The organism is Flavobacterium sp., from assembly GCF_044341265.1.
Classification (GTDB): Bacteria; Bacteroidota; Bacteroidia; order Flavobacteriales; family Flavobacteriaceae; genus Flavobacterium.
On sequence record NZ_JBIISA010000006.1, the window covers coordinates 21,754 to 39,708 of the forward strand.

Consider the following 17,955-nt stretch of genomic DNA (forward strand, 5'->3'; position numbering starts at 1 on the left):
TTTAACTTCCTAATTGCAATTGATTTTTTACTAACTTAAAATAACTCCCTTTTAAATCAACTAATTCTTTATGATTCCCAATTTCTACTATTTTTCCTTTTTCTAATACTACTATTTGGTCTGCGTTCATAACCGTACTTAAACGATGTGCAATGACTACTACAGTTTTATTCTTAAAGAAAATATCTAGTTTCTCCATAATTTCCTTTTCGTTATTGGCATCTAGGGCAGAAGTAGCTTCATCAAAAAATAACATTTCCGGATTTTTATAAACAGCTCTAGCAATTAATAGTCGTTGTTTTTGTCCAGTACTCATTCCGACACCTTCCATCCCAATTTTGGTATTATAACCCAAAGGATAATCTTGAATAAAATCTTTGATATTAGCCACATCTACAGCGTAAACTAATCGTTCTTTATCAATTATATCTTCACCAATGGCTATGTTATTGGCAATTGTATCATTAAAAATATAACCCTCTTGCATGACACAACCTAAATGACTTCGCCAAGTTTTTTGAGCAATTGTTTTTAGAGGTGTTGTACCAATTGAGATTTCTCCATTTATAGGTTCATAAAATTTTAATAATAGTTTCATTAGAGTGGTTTTACCACTACCACTTGTTCCCACGATTGCAGTTATTTTATTAGCTGGAATTGTTAAGTTTAAATTGCCTAAAACTATAGAATCAGAACCAATATATCGAAATGATAAATCTTTGATTACTATATCGCTGTTTTGAGGTATGTTATGAGTTTGAGTTTCTTCCTGTTGGGTTTCATCTTCTCTCTCGTGGATTTCAGACAATCGAGCTAAAGATATTTTTGCATCTTGTGCCTCTCTGATAAAACCAATTAATTGCAAAACTGGAGCATTTAAACTACCTACTATACTTGATATTGCCATCATCATACCCAATGTAATTTGACCATCAATTACAAGTTTAGCAGATAAAAAAACAATGATTATATTTTTTAATTCATTGATAAAGTTTGAACCTATAGTTTGTGTTTGTTCTAAAGCTAAACCTTTCATTGACACTTTAAAAAGTCGTGCTTGAATGTATTCCCAACCCCAACGCTTTTGTTTTTCGGCATTGTGCAGTTTTATTTCTTGCATTCCATTAATAAGTTCAATTACTTTACTTTGTTCTTGAGAAACTTCTGAAAATCTTTTATAGTCTAGTTCTTTTCGTCTTTTTAAAAATATTGTTATCCAAAAGAAATATAAAACACTACCAATAAAAAAGACTGCAAAAATTTTTAAGTTATAATAGGCTAGTATTCCGCCCATAATAACCATATTGATTGCAGAAAACAAAACGCTTAAAGACGAAGTTGTTAAAATTTTTTCAATTCTATGATGGTCGTTGATGCGTTGCATAATGTCGCCAGTCATACGAACATCAAAGAATGAAATGGGTAAATTCATTAATTTGATAAAAAAATCAGAGATTAAAGAAATGTTTATTCTAGTTGATAAATGTAATAAAATCCAACTACGAATAAGTTCCAACGCCGTACGCCCAAAAAATAAAAATAATTGTGCAAAAAGAATTAAATAAATAAAGTGAATGTTTTGATTTTGAATACCAATATCAACAACGCTTTGTGTTAAAAATGGAACAATTAATTGCATTATACTGCCTGCCAATAAACCTATTGCTAATTGAAACACAAAAGATTTATAAGGAAAAAGATATTTAAAGAGAAGACCAAAACCGAAGGTTTTGGTTTCTTTGTCTTTAAATTCTGATTGATGGAATTTTGGTGTAGTTTCTAAAAGTAATGCAATACCTTCTTGCGTAAATTCGTTGGCATTATTGCCAATCCAAAATTTTTGAAATTCTTCTTTAGTATATTCAATTAGTCCATGAGCTGGGTCTGAAATGTAATAAATGCTTTTTTTTATTTTGTAAAGCACCACAAAATGTTCTTTATTCCAATGAAGTATTAAAGGAAGTGGCGCTTCTTTAAGTTTTGTAACATTTAATTTGATACCTAGAGAACGGAGCCCAATATTTTCTGATGCTTCTGAAAGGGATAATAAACTTGTGCCTTCTCTTGTTGTTTCTGATAGTTTTCTTAAAGTTTGTATATTAAGAGTTTTGCCATAATGCTTTGCTATGATTTTTAAGCAAGTTGCACCACAATCTTTGGAATCGGCTTGTATATAAGTTGGGAATTTTATCATTTACTCTTCAAGATACTTATTGAACTCAATTTTAACTTCTTTGCTATCAGGCTTTGGAGCATTGCTATTCACAAGAATTCCTTTTTTATCAAAAATAATATAGCGAGGTATGTTTTTAAGTTGTAGTTCTTGAAATAAATTACCTTCAGGGTAATTAATAGCTAAATAGCTATTAATTGAATTTGATAGTTTTTCTTTTTCGTTTGTTTTAATCCATTTTTCAATTTCTGTATCAGTTGATATGTATATAAAAACAACTCCTTTGTTTTTATATTCTTCATCAAGTTTTTTTGAACTTGGAAGTAACGCTCTGCATGGGGCACACCAACTTGCCCAAAAATCAACATATATAACTTTACCCTTGTTTCTTTTAAGTATATTTTTTAATGATGTCTTGTTTTTGTCTTTGTCAAAAAGCAAAACTTCTTTATTTTCATTTTCTTTGGTTGTAATAATAGAAGGATATTTGTCCCTAAAAAAAATTAATAAAGATTTATTATGCACTTCATTTTCAAAAACATTAAAACAGGCTAAAAAGTCTTCTTTTAACCCAAGAGTAATAAGATTTTCTAAAAAATTAAACATTAAATAATCTCTATTGTTATCGTCAATGTCTTTTAAAGAAACAGCTTTATTAAAATAATCTTTAAAATTAGGGAGTTTACCTTTAGTATATTTTAAATTACTATATTTCATAAATGCACTATTTATCAAAGATTTGTAGCCTTCAATTGCCAAATTATAATGTTCTTTTAAGATTTTTATAGGCTCTGCTTGATCTAAAAAAGTTGTGTATTTTATATATAAAATATTTGAGTTATAATCAAGTTCGTTTATTTTTCCTACTTTTTTTAATGAATCATAAAAAGATAACTGTTTTGTTTCAATTTTTTTTACTAAAATAGAATCTTTTCGTAACTCATTTTCATCTTTGAATTTGTTATTTATATTAAAATATAGAATATCTTCATTTGCTAGCCGGTTTTTTTTATTAAAAAAACTCTTATGATTTAAATCGTAATTCTTATTCTTATTACTTTTAACAAAAGGAATCCCGTTTTTGTACTCAAAAGTAAGAGTATCGTTAGGGTAAAAAACATAATCACTGAAATATGTATTATTTATGTAATAGAGGTGACGAAGAAAAATAGGCTTAGACGTTTTTATACGAATTGTTTTTGATTCGTTTGTTATATCTAAAACTTTGTGGATAAAACTATTGTCTTCGCAATATGAAATTTGATTTTCAATAATTGAATAGGGTTTTCCTTTGTAAAAAAGAGTGTCTTTTATTTTTGGATTGTTAAAGACAAGTGTAATGTAAGAATCTTTATCATTTGTGTTTTTTTTGATTTCATTAAAACATGATACAAACGAAAAGCAAGCTATTAATAATAGTATTAAATATTTTCTCATAAAATTAAATTTATAGCCTAATATTATTTCTAATATTAGGCATTATTAAATTGTTGTTATTCTAGGCTATGCCCATGGTGAATTTGCACAACCTTCAACGGTGCAACAAACATCGCCTTGTCCACCACTACCACTTGCGGCATATGCTACAGAATTTGCATAGCTGTTCATAATCATTACTTGTGATACTAATGTACCAGATGAATTGATTACCCATCTTCTAGCATTGCAATAACCTAAATTTGTTCTACCACCATTAACGTTTTTTTGTTCCTCTTTGTTTAAAAGAGAAACACCTTCTAAATTTAAAATGTTTTTTAACATAATTTAAAGTATAAAAATGATTTATCTCTCAATCTTTTTTAAGTCAGTTGAGTTTCTGACTACTCTTGCAAGAATATCTTTAATCTATTTTAAAATAGATTTTTAGTTTTTGTTTTCTAATAGCATGTCATCAATAAAATAGAAAATATCTTTAATATTGTAATCTTCTGGATAGAAGTATTCATTTAATATGGTTGTTGGTGTTTGGGAAATATTATTATTTAACGACCATTGTCTGTGTTTTTCTAACATCTTGTTTATATCGTTTTTCACTTCTGTTGCCCCATATTTTTTAATCCAATTATCTAAATCTTTTGAATCAAACCATTTTTTTAATGCTTCGATTGCATCTTTTTTTGATTTTCTATGATATATTTCTAAAATAGAATTTAAGATTTTATAAGCTGGATTATTAGGGTCGTTTGTAAATAATGAAAAGACAAAATTTATTTGAACATCTTCATATTTGTTTAATATTTCATAGTAGGTTTGGAAAGATTCCGCACAATATCCACACAAAGGATTTGTAACTGCAATAAAAACTAGCTTTGGATTATTTGATCCAAAAAATATTCTTTCATCATCTAATACTATATCGTTAGATATTAATTGTTTTTTTGATAGTAACTCGTTAAATAAATTCTTATTTCTTTTGAATTTTATAAAATCAATTTTTGTTGATTCTAAACTTAAATTGCTGATTTGAATATTTTTAATTATATACCAGATTATGCTTGTAACAATAACAATAAAAATAGCTTTTGAAATTATAGATAAGTCAAAAATGAAATAGTTGAAATTATTGAATAAAATAAAAAAATGTGTTAGTAAGATTACTGATATTCCAACACACAGCGCACACCAATCTCTTATTACAAATGCTTGGTAATATATTGAGTAAAATATAACTGGAAGACTAAAAATTGAAATTAGAAAAAGTAAACTTACATTGAATTCAACAAAAACAGAAAATAGTAACAATGATGAAAAATAAACAATACAAGAATCGCTTAAGGAAACTTCATTAAATAATTTTGATTTTGTGTCATTAATTACATTACTACATCCTTGATTTTTAGAAACTGTATCGCAAAATTTATTTATTATTTTGTTATTCATGCCAAAAGTTTCTTTGACAATGAAATAACTAATCAGAAATCCAATAAATGTTAAAATAGTAAAGACAATTGAAATTAAATTAAAGTTTGCGATTGCAGGAATAATGCTAATCAATAATAAAATACTGAAGAATAAATATTCCTTTTTGATTTTATTATTATTTTCCATTTTTCCATTTGTTTCAATGGCTATTATGATTCCATTCCAAATTTCTTTTAATTTATCTAATGGGATCTTTGTTTTTTGCAATTTAAAATCGATTAAATAAACATAATTTTTGTCTTTTTTAACTAGATGTAGTTTCCCATTAATCAAACTAATAAAATTTTCAGGTAATTGGCTGATTGCTTCAAAAGGAACATTTGCAACAATGTTTTCTATTCCAAAATAGTCATAAGTATCTGAAATTGATTTAACACTTGGATAATCAGGATGAGTTAATAAATGCAAATCAACAGCGTTTTTTTCTACTTTGTAATTTGATAACTGAATGTATTTATTTACTAAGTTTTCTATAGATTCTTTCAATTTTTGGTGAATGTTTTTGCTGATTATTTAATTTATTTTTTATCAGTAGCCATTTTATTCATAGTGATTAAATTAAGATTAAATTAAGATTAAATTTGAAAAATAAAACCACTTAATCAAATACTTATACAATACTACTTAGTATTCTTCTGATGTTATTACGGTTTTTTTAGTTATTTTTTACGGTGTTCTTTTTAATCTTTATTATTAATAAACTATTTATAATTTAACAAATAAATTTTTTTATATTTTTTAAAAAATCAAAAGCCTCTAAAATGATTTTAGAGGCTTTTAATGTATGAGGCCATTATTATAGTTTATAAAAAACCTAAATTTGTTGCTACATCAATTAGTTCTTTGTCTGAACCTAAATTTAGGACTAATTGTTTTTTGATATTAGCTTTTCTTTTTTCAATAGCACTTAAAGATAGTGGAATAAACTTGGGAAGATTTATTGTTTTTTCTCCTTGAGCAATTAATTGAAGAATCTTACTATCATAGTCATCCCAATTTATATTTTTTTGAATCATAATTTTTTGAGATAACTTAATTGATTGGCTCATGTAAATTTCATTTTTTTCTATGCTTTGAAATATTTCAGGAAAACATTTATAATTAATATCGCTTTTAGCAATGAATCCTTCAGGATTAACACTTTTAAATATTTGGTTTACCCAATTTGGCTCCTTGTGCATAGAAATTATTATAATCTTGCAAAGCGGAAATTTTTTTCTAATTAGGATTGTAACATCGCTTCCTGAAAATAGTTTTTTTTCAGGATATTCAGGTAGGTTTATGTCAATAAAAGCAAAATCAATATTCTTACCATTAATTTGATGTTTATTGATTGCATTATATGTTTGTTCGCAGTCAAAAGCTACAAGATATTCTGCGTTTTTATTTGATTCTATACTTGATAAAAGAGTTTGGTAGCTGTCTACATTAATTGGATGGTCGTCTACTAATAAAATAGTTCGTTTTGGAAGATTTGATTTATCCATATCAACTTTATTCTAATTAAAGTAAACCAAAACTAATCAAAAAATATTAAAAATTACGGTTTTACCGTAAAATTGGTTTATAGTACTAATCTAAATTGCAAAAAAAAATGCAATTTTCTTATATACTTATTGGTGGTTCCAATGATTTAGAATCTACAGTGGAACAAATTAAAGAATTTGATGATTTTTTGTGTGTTGCCGTTTGTAAAACAAGAAAAGATGCCATTAATAGAATACTTGAATTAAAACCCAAAGTAGTGTTCTTATCTATAAATAGTTTAGACAAAGAATCTGATTCAATTTCATTTTCACTATTGAGTGAACTACATGAGTTTTTAGATGAATTACCTACAATTATTGTATTAAGTGATATTAAAGAAGCTGCTTATGAAGCTTATCAGAGAGGAGTATCGGGTTTTTTATTAACTCCGATGGACCCAAATGAATTGCGAAAATGCTTGATGCGCTTTCAAAAGACTCACAAAGCATTGCATACAGATACAATATCAATAAAATCGAATGGAGATTATAATTTTATTCGTGCAAGTGAGATTGTTTATTTGAAAGCAGATAATAATACAACTGATTTTTATTTGAAATCAGGAAAAGTAGTATCAGCATATAAGACACTTAAACATTTTGAGAAATTACTTCCTTTTTATTTTTTTAGAATCCATCATGGATATGTAATTAATATTCAATATGTAAGTAGGATTAATTTGGGTAAAAGTAGTTGTTATTTACAGAACAATGAAGTTGTTCTTCCATTTTCAAGAACATACAAAACTAATATTGATACTATAATTCTTCGTATATCTTAAAAATTGTTGAGTTATTCTCAAAACACTACGAGTTACTCGTCCAGATATGTGAGTTGCTAAACACCCTTAAAAACTTAGTTTTTAATTGGTTAGTCTTAATAAATTTGACTATTCCAAAAACGGAATATTAAAGCTTTAATGTGTGTTTTAATGTAGGGAAAAGACATTAAAACACAACTGTAAAAGACATCCCTTCTTTTCAGAAAAATCAAATGAATTGTTGTGTCCAGAAGACATGACTAAGAAACTATTTCTAATTTTTAAACTGATTTTTTATGAAAACCAATTTTTTAGTAAAACTATTTTTGTTGTCATTAACAGCATTATCATTGAATTCTTGTACAGTCGATGAAGACACTTCCCAGCCTACAAATCAAGATTCTAATATGCAATTAGCGAAAGATGTTGATGGAGATCCTATACTACCAGCTCCAAAAAAGTAAAAATGAAAGCCATGTTTAAACATGGTTTTTTTTTGTTTATTTTTGGAAAAAAAGTTTTGAAAAAATATCAAATTTTAATTATCTATTTTAGTTTCGGACTAATTTTATCTTGTAACCAAGAAAAAGTTAAATCCATGAATTACAAATTGTTTCAAAATAAAGATTATCAGAATAATACAAACGAATTAAAAATAAAATTTTTAGATTCTATATTTGAACATTCGAAAAGAATGCCTAATGATACTTTGTATAGGAATTTTCTATTTAATTTATCTAGTGAATATTACTACTTAAATGAATATTCAAAATCTTTTGAAGTTAGCAAAAAAATACTTCTATTATCGGGTATTGCAAAAGACACCTTTTCAATAGCTAGAGCATATTCCTACATGGGTGATACCTTTGAATTTACTCAAAAAGATAGTGCGTATTATTTTCATCAAAGAGCTGAAAAACTTTACAAAGCTATAAATAATAAGGAAAGGATAGGAATTGAATTGTTTAAAAAAGCTCATATTTTGTTTTTTGAAGGCAATTACTTAGAAAGTGAAATTCAAGTGTCCAATGCTTTGCTTTATTTAAAAAATGAGAAAGATGCAGAAATGCTTTTCGCAGCATATTCTTTGATGGGATTGAATTTTGAAAAGCTAGAGGAGTTTCAACAAGCATTAAAATATCAATTACTTGCAAAGAGCGTTTTGAAAGATATAAAAGGTACTAATTCAGATATTGAAAAACAATTTCTTTATAGTACAACTTCTACCATAAACCTCTCAAACGTTTATGAAAAAATGTTTCAATATAATAAATCTATAAAAGAATTAGAAATAATTTTGAATTCTGATTTGAAAGAGAAATGGACTAAAGGTTATGTTACAGCTCTTGCTAATCTTAGCTATTCTAAAATGATGAGTGGAAAGTTAGATGGAGTAGAAAGAAATTTCAAAGATGCATTATACATATCGAGAAAAAATGATTTTAAAGATAAGACAGTTTATCAATTAAAAAATCTGGGAGAATATTATTCAATAGTCAACGATACTGTTCAAGCTATAAATTATTTAAAACAATCTTTGCAATTGTCTGAAAAGCTTAAGATGGGAGAGGAAATTAAAAAATCATTACTATTACTATCTCAAATTGATGATCAAAATGCTGCTATTTACGACAAAAGATATATAGTCATTAGTGATAGTTTAGCTAAAGCCCAAAGAATTAATAGAAATAAATATGCCCGAATTGAATATGAAACTTCAGTAGTGGAAGATGAAAATAAGATTTTGAGTGCTAAGAATACTTATATACTTATTGGGTCTTTACTTTCGATTTTTGCTTTAGTTTTAGTAATTGTTTACCGATATATCAAAAGTCAAAAAAGAGAAATTGAATTTAGAATAGCACAACAAAAAGCAGAGGAGGAGATTTTTGATTTGCTAAAAGAATATCAACTAAAACTCAGTACAGCAAAAGAAGTAGAGCAGAATCGCATTTCTAAAGAATTACATGATAGTGTTATGAATAAACTTTATGGCGCAAGAATGCAGTTGGGAATTTTGAATGATAGCGATGCTAAAGAAATAAAGGAAAAACGTTTAACTTATGTTGACTTACTTCAAGACATTGAACAAGAAATAAGAACTATTTCACATGATTTACAGACAGATATAATAGGTGCTCAGTTTTGCTATGTTAGTTTACTATCTAATTTAATCCAGCTTCAAAATGAAATTGGAGAAACATTTTATTCTATTGAAGTTGATCATCAAATAAATTGGGACAAAATTGATAGTTTAGTTAAAATCAATATTTTTAGAATTCTGCAAGAATCTATTTTGAATGTTAATAAGCATGCAAAAGCAAGCGAGTGCAATGTAAAAATATCTTTAGAAAAAGAAAAAAGCATTTTGATTTTAAATATTCAAGATAATGGCAAAGGTTTTGAACAAAATGACAAACCAAATGGTATAGGTTTGAGTAATATTAGAGAAAGGGTAAAAACAATTAAAGCAGAACTAGAAATTAGTAGCGAAGTCAATATTGGTACTACAATTTGCATTAAGATAAAAACCGAAAATTTATAAAGTTATAGATTTATTAGATATTTCATTATATTTTTTAAATTTTATATTAAACATAGTGCTCTATCTTAATTACAAATATTTAGAATAATCTTCAGGTATATAAGTATTAATTTCTCTTAAATACTTCCTTAAAGCTATTTTGGTTGCATGACCTGTTATCGACATGATATTAGATTCAGCCTCTTCAGGTGTCATTTCCTTTATAAAGGTATTATATAGTTTAGAAATAAAAGTATGTCTAAAACTGTAAAGTCCATAATCTTTACCTAAACCAAATTTCTTTTTTACTTCGAAGAAATAATCTGAATAATCATTTCTTCTGCTCGTTTCATTAGCATCCCAAAATTGCCCAAAATCTTTTCTGCCAAACAGGAAGGCATCCTTATTGTATGAAGAAATATCTGGCATTTCATCAATAAGTATTTGAGGTATTCTTTTTAGTTTAAAACCTGTTTTAGTCTTAATCTTAATAATTTTATCGTTTAGGTCGATATCGCCTATAGTAAGTCTGTTAACTTCAACAGGTCTTAAAAAGTTGTATGAAATAAATTTTACGTATAAAGAAAGTAATTTGTTATTCTTGTCTAAATAATCGAAAATCTTAGTTTCTTCAGTACTTGAATACGATTTATTTTTTTCAGGATTGCTTTTTAATACAGGTATCTTTTGAACAAAATTTTGAGGAATTATTTCATTATGTTCTAAAGTTGAAAAAATAGTGCTAATATCTGCTCTAGTGTTATTTCTATTTTTAGGAGATGTGCTAATTAAAATCTCATTAAGGTAATGTGTTACAACTTTTTTATTTACAGAGGTAATTAATCTGTTTTTAAAACCATTTTCGCTCAACCATTTTTCAAAACGATTAATTCTTCCTTCCAATCCTTTGTAAGAAGTTTCAGCTAAAGTGCTTTTTTTAATATTTAATGCAAATTCAAAAGCTTCATTTATCGATTTGTTTTGAGACTCTTCGTTCTCAAAATTGAAGTTTCCGTCAGGATTATAGGGGTTAAATCCATCTTTTAACAGAACTGATAAGTTACGTTGAATAGTTTTCAACCATTCAATTCGTTCTTTTTTATCATAATGTTGAGGTGAATAGATGTTATTTGGAAACCTTTCAAGTGGTCCACCAATTATTTTTCTAAAAGAAAAATATACATACCAACGTTTTGATAAATCACCATTGGCATCATAAATTTTAGGTTCAGAGTATCTTTTCTTTTGTATCACTTTGTGTTCAAAATCGTGTTCAGTGTACAAATATCGTAATAAATTAGACATAAAAAAAGCGGGATTAAATTGCTCTAATCCCGCATAAAATATAGTATTACGTCTTTTTAAAAACTTGTAGCGAGGACGGGAGTTGAACCCGTGACCTCAGGGTTATGAATCCTGCGCTCTAACCAACTGAGCTACCTCGCCTGATGTGGCATTCCCTGAATGCGGGTGCAAATATAAGACTAATATAATATTGTCCAAATAATAAATTGAAAAAAAATATTTTTTTTCTTGACTGCTTTTTTAAATAAAAATTATATATTTCGCAAAAATTAGAATATGTCACCAAAAGTACGTTACGAAATAGAGTTTCCTATAAATTCTTCACCTCAATTGCTGTATCAATATATATCAACTCCTTCTGGATTACAAGAATGGTTTGCTGATAACGTAAATTCTAGAGGTGAGTTTTTTACTTTTGAGTGGGATGATACTCAAGAACATGCTAGACTAGCTTCAAAAAAAACTGGTGAAAAAGTAAAATTCAAATGGATTGATGATGATAAAAAAGATACTGAATTCTATTTTGAATTGAGAATTCTTGAAGATGAAATCACAAAAGATGTTTCTTTAATGGTAGTAGATTTTGCTATCGAAGAAGAATTAGACGAATCTAAACAACTTTGGGAAAATCAAGTTTCCGATTTAAAACATGTTATTGGTTCTGTTTAGAAATCATTTTTAAAACTTATATTTGTCCCGTCTTATTCTAATAAAGAGACGGGATTTTTTTATGATTAATTACAACGGCGAAATTCAATCTTCAGACACTACTTTGTCTAATGTTAATAGAGGTTTTTTATATGGTGATGGTGTTTTTGAAACGCTAAAAATCGTAAATAACAAAATCTTATTTCTTGAAGATCATTATTTTAGATTAATGGCTTCTATGAGAATTGTTAGAATGCAAATTCCAAATAATTTCACTTTAGAATACATAGAAGAGCAAGTTTTGAATTTGGCGAAAGCTAACAATTGTGAAAATTCAGCTCGTGTGAGATTGACCGTTTATAGAAACGATGGAGGATTTTATCTTCCTCAAACAAGAACTGTTTCGTTTTTAATTCAAGTTTCACCATTAAATGAAACGCATTATTCCTTTTCCGATGCAATGTATGAAGTAGATTTATACAAAGATTTTTACATTACAAAGCAATTACTTTCTACAATCAAAACTACCAATAAGATAATAAATATAACAGGTAGTATTTTTGCCGATGAAAATGATTTGCAAAATTGTTTGCTTCTAAACAATGAAAAAAACGTAGTCGAAGCATTGAATGGAAATCTCTTCATGTTAATTGGGAATCAATTGATAACACCATCTATTGAAGACGGCTGTTTAAATGGAATCATGAGAAAGCAAGTACTCCAAGTTGCGAGAAAAATTGAAAATATTGAAGTTTTAGAGCAATCAATTTCACCTTTCGATTTGCAAAAGGCTGATGAATTGTTTATTACCAATGTGATTTCAGGAATTCAACCGATTTCAAAATACCGCAAAAAGGAATACAAAAGTGATTTGTCTAAAGTACTATTGGAGAAAATTAATGACTTAATTTAGAATTGGATTTTCTGGTGCGTTTGACCAAATAACATATTCGCCACCTAATTCGATAATTTTTTCTTTCCAAAATTGCTTTGAAGATTTACTTAAAATAGCAGCTTCATAATTATTTGAGGTAATAATCCATGAGTTGGCTTGCAGTTCATCTTCCAATTGGTTAGAACTCCAACCGGTGTAACCCAAGAAAAAGCGAATATCTTCCTTATTGATTTTACCATCGTTGATTAAGTTCTTTGTCAATTCAAAATCGCCACCCCAAAAAATTCCATTTGAAATTTCAATACTATTTGGAATCAGCTCAGGAATGGTGTGAATGAAATATAAATTGTCTTGTTCCACTGGTCCGCCATTGTAGATGACAAACGAACCGTTAATCTCTGGAAGCAAATCGTTGATGGTATATTCAAGAGGTTTATTCAAAATAAATCCAACAGAACCTTCTTCGTTATGGTCGGCCAATAAAATAACAGACCTATTAAAAGATAAGTCGCCAATTATGGATGGTTCTGCTATTAAAAGTTGTCCTTTTTGGAGTTTTTCAGATGTCATTTTGACGCAATTTTAACTAAAAGTACAAATAAAAGTTATAAAACCAAATTTTATTGCAAAAAAAAACCATTCGATGAACGAATGGTTTTCTATATCAAAGATAAACTAGATTAGTTTACAGAACCTTCTAAGTCAGCTCCAGCTTTAAATTTTACTACATTTTTAGCAGCGATTTTGATAGTTTTTCCTGTTTGAGGATTTCTTCCGTCTCTAGCAGCTCTTTTAGATACTGACCATGATCCGAAACCTACTAAAGATACTCTTCCACCTTTTTTCAAAGTTGATCCTACGTTTCCTAAAAATGATTCTAAAGCTAATTTTGCAGCTGCTTTTGTAATTCCTGCGTCAGCAGCAATAGCATCGATTAATTCTGATTTGTTCATAATAATAGTTATTAATTGTTGGTTAAACTTTTTTGTTAATCAAAACAAATTTAGTAGAAATTACAGACTACACAAGTGATAGAGGTCATTTTTGCTAATTTTGTTGATAACTCGGTATATTTGTTAATAAAAGTGACGATTTTAGGTGAGAAAACCTTGTTTTTTCAATGATTGCAATGCCTTACAACGCTTTTGCATTTGTCGAAAACGTTATTCCGTTTAACAATTCGAAGCTTTTCATTCTCTTTTTTCCAGGAAACTGTAGACTTAGTATTTCCAAAAATCCATTATTAACAGCTATTCTTATTTCTTTTTTAGTTGTAATGATACTTCCAGTTTCAAAATTATGTGATTCTTCAACCAATTTTGCTTCATATAGTTTTACATTCCATTCTTCTGTTACATCTTTAAAGAAGCACCAAGCACTTGGATATGGAGATAATCCTCTAATTAAGTTATAAATTTCTTTTCCTGATTTCGAAAAATCAATTTTACAATTGTCTTTATTTAATTTGTAAGCTGTTTTAATATCTGATGAATCGGTTTGAATTGTAGTAACAATATTTCCTTTTTCTATCAATGCTAATGTTTCAACTACTGCTTCACTTCCGATAGTCATTAATCGGTCATGTAATTCTCCAGCACTTTCAGTAAATGAAATTGGAGTTTCTTTACTCAAAATCATGGCTCCAGTATCAATTTTATCATCTATAAAAAAGGTGGTAACTCCTGTTTTAGTTTCTCCATTTATTATTGCCCAGTTAATTGGCGCTGCACCACGATAATTAGGTAGGAGTGAAGCATGTAAATTAAAGGTTCCTAATGATGGCATTTTCCAAACTACTTCTGGTAACATTCTAAACGCTACAACAACTTGTAGATTGGCATTTAAACTTTTTAATTCCGCTAAAAAACTTTCGTCTTTTAAATTGGTTGGTTGCAATAAATTCAAATTATTTTCTAGAGCATATTCTTTTACTGCAGAATATTTTATTTTTTGTCCACGACCTGCTGGTTTATCGGCTGCTGTTATCACTCCAACAACCTCGTAGTTATTTTTAATTATGGTATCCAAAATGCCAACGGCAAATTCAGGAGTTCCCATAAATACAATTCTTAATTTTTCCATTATGATTTTATCGAATATAAATTATTTGGCTTAACAATAATAGTATCGTTTTCCATTAAATTTTGAAGTGCAAAGATAACATCGTCTTTTGGATATTTGGTCAACTTTTGAATATCTCTCGAACTCATTTCTTGAATTTTCAGTAAACCAATTATTTTATCTGATAAACTTGAAGTATCCGTCTTGTTTTTCTTTTTGGAAATACAATAGGAGCAAACACCACAATCTTTTTTGACTTTTTCTCCAAAATATTCTAAAAGCAATTTACTCTTACAAGTTTTTTCTTCCTTTATATAATGTAAAACTGATTTTAGTTGTTCAGTTTTTAATTGATTTTGTGCTTCAAGATATTTTACAACTCGGCTAATCGTTCGTTCATCTTCGCGAACTTCATTAAATGTAAGCGTGGCATCATTGTTTTTGGCATGCAATTCAATGACTTGCTTTTCATTTAATTTGTGAAGAATGGCTAAAACTTTGTTTTCATCACAATTGGATTTTTTTGCAATGAGCGAAATATTAATTACCGATTGTGATTCGTAAACTCCTGGATTGGTTCGTAAAATGGTTAAAATAACTTCTTCATCTTGTGGATTCAAACTCATATAACGAATCACTTCTTTAGACGGAATTATAAATTGCAAAGTGATTTTCTCAGTAAATTCTTGTGATAAACTGATGATTCCTTGTCCGTCTAAAAATTGCAAAGCATTGTAAACTTTTAAAACAGGAAAGTTGTATTTGGTACAAAAATGATTGATGTTAAAACTAAACTTCTCGTCAATTCCTTCACCATAAGCAATTTGGAAATAATTGCAAAGTTTTACAAAAACCAAATTCAAGAATGCTTTATCTGATAAAATGCTAAGAAATTGTGCTTCAACATGAATAACATCGGAAGGATTGGTTAGCAAAACTGCAAATGCTTTTTCGCCATTTCTTCCTGCGCGTCCGGCTTCTTGATAATAGTTTTCAAGATTGGGTGGAATGTGTAAATGAATTACCGTTTTTACATTGGCTTTATCAATTCCCATTCCGAAGGCGTTGGTGGCAACTATGGTTTGAACTTTTTCGTCCATCCAAAGTTTCATGTGATTTTCTTTGTCTTTTGAAGATAAACCACCATGATAATATGTTGCCGAAAACCCTAAAGATTCTAATTGTTTAACGGTTTCTGAACATGATTTTCTATTGGTAACATAAATGATTGATGGCTGCGGATTTTTCTTCAAAATTTGCTCCATTAAATGCAATTTATCTTCTACATTAAAAACCATGTACGCTAAATTTTCTCTAGCAAATGATTTAACAAAAATCGCAGGATTGTCGAGTTGTAATTGTGTAATGATATCTTCCTGAACTCTTTTAGTTGCCGAAGCTGTAAGTGCCAAAAAAGCCACATTTGGAAAATATTCTTTGAGCTTTGAAATCTTTAAGTAGGCTGGTCTAAAATCGTGTCCCCATTGCGATACACAATGTGCTTCATCAATAGCAATTAAATTTATAGGAAGACCTTTTATGCGTTCTAAAATCCAATCGCTTTGCAATCGTTCTGGTGATAAATAAAGGAATTTATAATTTCCATATTGGCAGTTGTCCAACAAGTCGATGATTTCATCTGAAGCAATTCCGCCAGTTAACGCAATGGCTTTGATTCCTTTGTTTTGCAAATTTTGAACTTGGTCTTTCATCAAGGCAATTAAAGGTGATATGACCAAACAAATGCCTTCCATCATCATGGCTGGAACTTGGAAAGTAATTGATTTTCCGCCACCAGTTGGCATTAATCCAAAAGTGTCTTTTCCTGCTAAAACGGAAGCAATTATATCTTCTTGCGGAGTTCTAAACGCATCGTGATTCCAATATTTTTGAAGGATTTCTAATGGTTTAGACATTGTATTCAATTACGAATTAGGAATTTTAAATTAGGAATATTTCGTAAAAGTAGTAAAAACAATAAATATAATTAGACTTATAGATTTTTTGAATAAAGTGATTGTGCTTTCAAAATAGAAATTGGAGTTTCTATAAAATAATTTAATTGCCAATTTTGAGTTTGTTGCGCTTGTTTGTTTTCTGTTTTATTCCAAGAAGGGTAAACTCGAAATCCTAATTTTCCTTTTTTAGATTGACTTTGAAGATATTCTTTTTCTTTTAAAATAGTTTTTGGAAAAACAAATTGTCCGAAGTGAATAGGAGTTTCACAATTAATAATCACAAAGTCAAAGTCATCGGTTGATGAAAACGGTTGAATTGGTTTTTCATCAATACGTTTCCATAAAGTAACAAATTGTCCAATTTTGGTTGGTGTGATTTTAGATTTTCGAAAAATTATTTTTGAATTGTTGAGTTCAAATTGAGCAGCGCAATACTCTTGACTTTCTTTTTCTATAATGAGATTTCGGATTTTTAAATCCAATTTTTCAAAAACTAAGCTTGAAGTTTTTTCTAGTTCTTGAAACGTCATTTATTGCAAAGCTTGTAAAATATAATTAGTACGTTCTTCAACTGTTCCTTTTGGAACTTCGATTAAGTCATAACCGTATTTTTGATACGTTTCTACAAGATGATTGTAGATTAATTTGGCTTGTTCGTAGTTTTCATAACGCTCGTCATCACTAACGTAGATTTCTTCCCATGGAGGAAGGATGAAAATTCTATCATAATTGTGGTCGCGACAAGCTTGATCAAAAAACGATGGATAACTATCGCCAATGTAATGCATGTAAGCCAAAACATCAGGAATTCCTCTGTCTAGGAAAACAGTTTTGTGTGGTTCGTTTTTGGCGTTTTGGAATTGTTTTTTTCTTCCTTCGAGGAGTAATTCACTGAAAAGTAGTGGTTTTTCTAGAAAAAGTTGTTCGATACCTTGTTTTTGTGCTTCGCTAATAATTTCGCGCGAAACCTCTGGATAACAACAATGTCCTTTTGATAATAAATTATCTATGATTGTTGTTTTTCCTGTTCCAGGACCGCCAATAATAACTACAATTTCTTTTTCCAAAATTTTTTGAAATAAGGTGCAAATTTATTGAATTGTTTTAGATAAAATGAAGTGTTTTTTATTTTTATTTTTTTATATTTAACAATTCAACGCAACCAAAATTTAATATCTGCAT

The 17,955-nt window shown here is 28.4% G+C and carries 17 protein-coding genes and 1 tRNA gene; 5 read left to right on the forward strand and 13 right to left on the reverse strand.

The window, feature by feature from the left end:
* Nucleotide 1: 1 nt before the first annotated feature.
* The 5 genes from ACIQ06_RS04110 to ACIQ06_RS04130 form a co-directional block, all read right to left on the reverse strand.
* Nucleotides 2-2,194, reverse strand: coding sequence for a peptidase domain-containing ABC transporter (locus ACIQ06_RS04110; RefSeq protein ID WP_396144010.1), 2,193 nt, complete (start codon nt 2,192-2,194; stop codon nt 2-4).
* Nucleotides 2,195-3,610, reverse strand: a complete 1,416-nt coding sequence (locus ACIQ06_RS04115; protein WP_396144011.1) for a TlpA family protein disulfide reductase — start codon at nt 3,608-3,610, stop codon at nt 2,195-2,197.
* Nucleotides 3,611-3,676: 66 nt separating this feature from the next.
* A complete protein-coding gene (locus ACIQ06_RS04120) occupies nt 3,677-3,934 on the reverse strand; it encodes a hypothetical protein (RefSeq protein ID WP_396144012.1) in 258 nt (85 codons plus the stop codon).
* Nucleotides 3,935-4,036: 102 nt separating this feature from the next.
* Nucleotides 4,037-5,581, reverse strand: coding sequence for a vitamin K epoxide reductase family protein (locus ACIQ06_RS04125; RefSeq protein WP_396144013.1), 1,545 nt, complete (start codon nt 5,579-5,581; stop codon nt 4,037-4,039).
* A 317-nt stretch (nt 5,582-5,898) separates the two neighbouring features.
* A complete protein-coding gene (locus ACIQ06_RS04130; RefSeq protein ID WP_396144014.1) occupies nt 5,899-6,582 on the reverse strand; it encodes a response regulator in 684 nt (227 codons plus the stop codon).
* Between the two features lie 107 nt (nt 6,583-6,689).
* Between ACIQ06_RS04130 and ACIQ06_RS04135 the strand changes: the two genes are divergently transcribed.
* The 3 genes from ACIQ06_RS04135 to ACIQ06_RS04145 all read left to right on the forward strand — a co-directional run bounded on the left by ACIQ06_RS04135 (nt 6,690) and on the right by ACIQ06_RS04145 (nt 9,927).
* Nucleotides 6,690-7,403: a LytR/AlgR family response regulator transcription factor gene (locus ACIQ06_RS04135; RefSeq protein WP_396144015.1), complete on the forward strand. Its 714-nt coding sequence runs from the start codon at nt 6,690-6,692 to the stop codon at nt 7,401-7,403.
* A gap of 275 nt (nt 7,404-7,678) precedes the next feature.
* Nucleotides 7,679-7,846, forward strand: coding sequence for a hypothetical protein (locus ACIQ06_RS04140; protein WP_396144016.1), 168 nt, complete (start codon nt 7,679-7,681; stop codon nt 7,844-7,846).
* Nucleotides 7,847-7,980: 134 nt separating this feature from the next.
* Nucleotides 7,981-9,927: a sensor histidine kinase gene (locus tag ACIQ06_RS04145; RefSeq protein WP_396144017.1), complete on the forward strand. Its 1,947-nt coding sequence runs from the start codon at nt 7,981-7,983 to the stop codon at nt 9,925-9,927.
* A gap of 69 nt (nt 9,928-9,996) precedes the next feature.
* Here ACIQ06_RS04145 and ACIQ06_RS04150 read toward each other — a convergent pair whose 3' ends face one another.
* Nucleotides 9,997-11,211 carry a tyrosine-type recombinase/integrase gene (locus tag ACIQ06_RS04150; protein WP_396144019.1) on the reverse strand — a complete coding sequence of 405 codons (1,215 nt, stop codon included), beginning with the start codon at nt 11,209-11,211 and terminating at the stop codon, nt 9,997-9,999.
* Nucleotides 11,212-11,278: 67 nt separating this feature from the next.
* Nucleotides 11,279-11,352, reverse strand: a tRNA-Met gene (locus ACIQ06_RS04155).
* Nucleotides 11,353-11,487: 135 nt separating this feature from the next.
* On the opposite strand from ACIQ06_RS04155, the gene ACIQ06_RS04160 reads away from it, so the two are divergent.
* Nucleotides 11,488-11,880 carry an START-like domain-containing protein gene (locus ACIQ06_RS04160; protein WP_396144020.1) on the forward strand — a complete coding sequence of 131 codons (393 nt, stop codon included), beginning with the start codon at nt 11,488-11,490 and terminating at the stop codon, nt 11,878-11,880.
* A 61-nt stretch (nt 11,881-11,941) separates the two neighbouring features.
* Complete coding sequence (locus ACIQ06_RS04165; RefSeq protein WP_396144021.1) at nt 11,942-12,772, forward strand: aminotransferase class IV; 831 nt, start codon at nt 11,942-11,944, stop codon at nt 12,770-12,772.
* Here ACIQ06_RS04165 and ACIQ06_RS04170 read toward each other — a convergent pair.
* The 6 genes from ACIQ06_RS04170 to ACIQ06_RS04195 all read right to left on the reverse strand — a co-directional run bounded on the left by ACIQ06_RS04170 (nt 12,764) and on the right by ACIQ06_RS04195 (nt 17,840).
* Nucleotides 12,764-13,324 (reverse strand): YqgE/AlgH family protein, encoded by a 561-nt coding sequence (locus ACIQ06_RS04170; protein WP_396144022.1) that lies wholly within the window; start codon nt 13,322-13,324, stop codon nt 12,764-12,766. The two genes, ACIQ06_RS04165 and ACIQ06_RS04170, sit on opposite strands and share 9 nt — an antisense overlap.
* A gap of 110 nt (nt 13,325-13,434) precedes the next feature.
* A complete protein-coding gene (locus ACIQ06_RS04175; protein WP_298115502.1) occupies nt 13,435-13,707 on the reverse strand; it encodes an HU family DNA-binding protein in 273 nt (90 codons plus the stop codon).
* Between the two features lie 181 nt (nt 13,708-13,888).
* Entirely contained in the window at nt 13,889-14,836 is a 948-nt protein-coding gene (gene fmt / locus ACIQ06_RS04180) for a methionyl-tRNA formyltransferase (RefSeq protein WP_396144023.1), read from the reverse strand.
* Nucleotides 14,836-16,731, reverse strand: a complete 1,896-nt coding sequence (locus ACIQ06_RS04185; RefSeq protein ID WP_396144024.1) for an ATP-dependent DNA helicase RecQ — start codon at nt 16,729-16,731, stop codon at nt 14,836-14,838. The genes fmt and ACIQ06_RS04185 overlap by 1 nt, the downstream gene beginning before the upstream one ends.
* A 77-nt stretch (nt 16,732-16,808) precedes the next feature.
* The gene (locus ACIQ06_RS04190) at nt 16,809-17,303 is read right to left on the reverse strand and encodes a MepB family protein (RefSeq protein ID WP_396144026.1); all 495 of its coding nucleotides are present in this window, start codon (nt 17,301-17,303) and stop codon (nt 16,809-16,811) included.
* Nucleotides 17,304-17,840 (reverse strand): AAA family ATPase, encoded by a 537-nt coding sequence (locus ACIQ06_RS04195; protein WP_396144027.1) that lies wholly within the window; start codon nt 17,838-17,840, stop codon nt 17,304-17,306. It abuts the gene before it with no gap.
* Between the last annotated feature and the right edge of the window lie 115 nt (nt 17,841-17,955).

Coding starts and splice junctions, on each gene's coding strand:
- ACIQ06_RS04110 (WP_396144010.1), bottom strand. CDS start 2,194: ATGATAAAATTCCCAACTTATATACAAGCCGATTCCAAAGATTGTGGT.
- ACIQ06_RS04165 (WP_396144021.1), top strand. CDS start 11,942: ATGATTAATTACAACGGCGAAATTCAATCTTCAGACACTACTTTGTCT.
- ACIQ06_RS04175 (WP_298115502.1), bottom strand. CDS start 13,707: ATGAACAAATCAGAATTAATCGATGCTATTGCTGCTGACGCAGGAATT.
- ACIQ06_RS04120 (WP_396144012.1), bottom strand. CDS start 3,934: ATGTTAAAAAACATTTTAAATTTAGAAGGTGTTTCTCTTTTAAACAAA.
- ACIQ06_RS04160 (WP_396144020.1), top strand. CDS start 11,488: ATGTCACCAAAAGTACGTTACGAAATAGAGTTTCCTATAAATTCTTCA.
- ACIQ06_RS04170 (WP_396144022.1), bottom strand. CDS start 13,324: ATGACATCTGAAAAACTCCAAAAAGGACAACTTTTAATAGCAGAACCA.
- ACIQ06_RS04185 (WP_396144024.1), bottom strand. CDS start 16,731: ATGTCTAAACCATTAGAAATCCTTCAAAAATATTGGAATCACGATGCG.
- ACIQ06_RS04135 (WP_396144015.1), top strand. CDS start 6,690: ATGCAATTTTCTTATATACTTATTGGTGGTTCCAATGATTTAGAATCT.
- ACIQ06_RS04145 (WP_396144017.1), top strand. CDS start 7,981: ATGAATTACAAATTGTTTCAAAATAAAGATTATCAGAATAATACAAAC.
- ACIQ06_RS04150 (WP_396144019.1), bottom strand. CDS start 11,211: ATGTCTAATTTATTACGATATTTGTACACTGAACACGATTTTGAACAC.
- ACIQ06_RS04190 (WP_396144026.1), bottom strand. CDS start 17,303: ATGACGTTTCAAGAACTAGAAAAAACTTCAAGCTTAGTTTTTGAAAAA.
- fmt (WP_396144023.1), bottom strand. CDS start 14,836: ATGGAAAAATTAAGAATTGTATTTATGGGAACTCCTGAATTTGCCGTT.
- ACIQ06_RS04115 (WP_396144011.1), bottom strand. CDS start 3,610: ATGAGAAAATATTTAATACTATTATTAATAGCTTGCTTTTCGTTTGTA.
- ACIQ06_RS04130 (WP_396144014.1), bottom strand. CDS start 6,582: ATGGATAAATCAAATCTTCCAAAACGAACTATTTTATTAGTAGACGAC.
- ACIQ06_RS04140 (WP_396144016.1), top strand. CDS start 7,679: ATGAAAACCAATTTTTTAGTAAAACTATTTTTGTTGTCATTAACAGCA.